We start from the raw sequence: 2094 nt of genomic DNA, 5'->3' as shown, positions 1-2094 counted from the left end.
GATCTCGGCCGGACCGCCGGTCAGCACCACGGGCTGGCCGGCGTCCACCAGATCCGCGGTCACGCGCGCCCAGCGCTCGGCCGGCCACCGGCGCGCCGCCGCCGCCGCCCCCGGGTGCAGCACGATCTCGGCCGTGCGCGGGCCCGGCGGCGCCAACCCCAGGTCCGCCCGGTCGCACGGGCCGCCCGCCGCGGTCACCAACCGGCACCAGCGATCGACCTCGTGCTCGTCGTCGCGCCACGGTGGGCCGTCGTCGAATCCGGCCCCCGGCTGGCGGAAGGCGCCCATCCCCGCGGGGCCGGTCGCCGACCCCACCAGGTGGCTCTGCGGTCCCGAGCCGTGCAGGTTGACCGCCAGATGCCCACCGTCGCCGAGCATTCCGGGCCGCGGCCAGCGCAGCGGGCTCAGACCACGGGTCGGCAGGACCTCGTCGACCAGACCCAGGCCGCGCAGCCAGTCGCCGATGGCCGCGTCGGCGGCCAGCACCAGCCGGCGGCCGGGCCAGCCGCGACGCAGCCCGCGCAGCGCCGGCACGGCGGTCAGCGCGTCTCCCAGCCCGAGAGCGCGGAGCACCAGCACGTCGCCGCACCCGGGCCCGATCCGGGGCCGCGAGGCGGGTCCCGACCGCGGTCCGGGCGGTCGCCCGGCCTCGGTGGACGGCGTCACCACGGCGTCTCAGGGCCAGGACGTCTCGCCGGCCGGCATGATGAGCAGCTCGCGGATCTCGGTCCCGGGCGGCTGGCGCAGGGCGGTGATGACCCCACCGGCGACGGCCCGCGGGTCGGCCAGGTCGGCGTCCGGTCCGGGCCGGTACTGCTCGGTCCGGCCGTCGAAGAACGGGGTGCGCATGCCGCCGGGCACCAGCACCGTGACACCGACCTGGCCGGCCAGTTCCGCGGCCAGGGCGTGGCTGAAGCCGCGGACGGCGAACTTGGACGCGCAGTAGGCGGTCGCGTCGCTCACCCCGCGCAGCGCGAGCGTGGAGGCGACCGTCACGATCCGGCCGCGGGCGGCGGTCAGCGCCGGGAGGCAGGCGCGGATCACCCGGACGGTGCCGAACAGGTTGACCTGGACGACCCTTTCCCACTCCTGTGCCGGCACGTCGGCCAGCCGGCCGCACGCGTCGATGCCGGCGGCGGTCACCACCGCCGACGGCGGACCGACCCGGTCGACGAGGGCATCGACCGCCGCGGTCACCGCGTCGGGATCGGCCAGATCGACCTCCCCGTACACGGTCCCGTTCACCGGCGGCCGGCGGTCCAGGACGGCCGGAGTGCCGCCGGCGGCGCCGACGGCCGCCACCACGGCGGCGCCCAGGCCGCTGGCCCCGCCGGTGACGAAGACGGTGCCGAGCGGCCGGAGATCGGTGGCGATCGGGCGGTCGAGCGATGCGGTGGTCAACGGATTTCCTCCAGGGTCGAGGTGGTCGGGGGGCCGTCGGAGGGCCCGTGGACGGGGGTGACGGGCGGTGCGGTGCGAGTGCGGGCCCGTTCGATGAGGCCGGTGGTCGAGCGGCCGGTCAGATAGGGCACGAAGACGATCTGACCGCCGTGCCCGGTGACGACCTCGCTCTCGGGCAGCGGCAGGCCGCCGTAGTCGCCGCCCTTGACCCAGACGTCGGGCCGCAGCTGGGCCAAGACGCGGCGGGGGTCGTCGTCGTCGAACACCAGCACCGCGTCGACGCAGTCCAGGGCCCGGAGCACCCGGGCGCGGTCGGCCTGGGCGACGATCGGGCGCTCGGGGCCCTTGAGCCGGCGCACCGACGCGTCGGAGTTGACCAGCACCACCAGGCGGTCGCCCAGGCGGCGGGCCGCCTGCAGGGTGGCCACGTGACCGGTGTGCACGATGTCGAAGCAGCCACCGGACGCCACCAGCCGCTGCCCGCCGGCCCGCAGGGTCCGGCCGAGCTCGGCCGCATCGCCCGTCGGGGCCGGATCACTCCCCGACACCGGGGTGGCCACCGCTGGTGCGGCGGCCGCGGGCCGATCGCCGACGGCGGCCCGGCCGGTGCCGCGCACCCAGGCCGTCGCATCGGCCACCGCGGCGCCGACCGCCTCGCTCAGCAGGGCGCGGCGGGCCAGGCCGAGGGTCGCC

Annotated in this window: 3 protein-coding genes; all 3 read right to left on the bottom strand. The window is 77.7% G+C overall.

The window, feature by feature from the left end:
- Nucleotides 1-579, bottom strand: a 579-nt coding sequence (locus ACOJUF_RS17860) for a glycosyltransferase family 9 protein (RefSeq protein ID WP_420123168.1), incomplete at its 3' end; no start/stop codon positions are given.
- Between the two features lie 96 nt (nt 580-675).
- Nucleotides 676-1401: an SDR family oxidoreductase gene (locus tag ACOJUF_RS17855; RefSeq protein WP_420123167.1), complete on the bottom strand. Its 726-nt coding sequence runs from the start codon at nt 1399-1401 to the stop codon at nt 676-678.
- Nucleotides 1398-2094, bottom strand: a 697-nt coding sequence (locus ACOJUF_RS17850; RefSeq protein WP_420123166.1) for an adenylyltransferase/cytidyltransferase family protein, incomplete at its 5' end; no start/stop codon positions are given. The genes ACOJUF_RS17855 and ACOJUF_RS17850, both read right to left, overlap by 4 nt.

It is taken from the genome of Nakamurella sp. (genome assembly GCF_048594475.1).
Classification (GTDB): Bacteria; Actinomycetota; Actinomycetes; order Mycobacteriales; family Nakamurellaceae; genus Nakamurella.
This window is presented reverse-complemented; position numbering and strand designations above follow the sequence as displayed.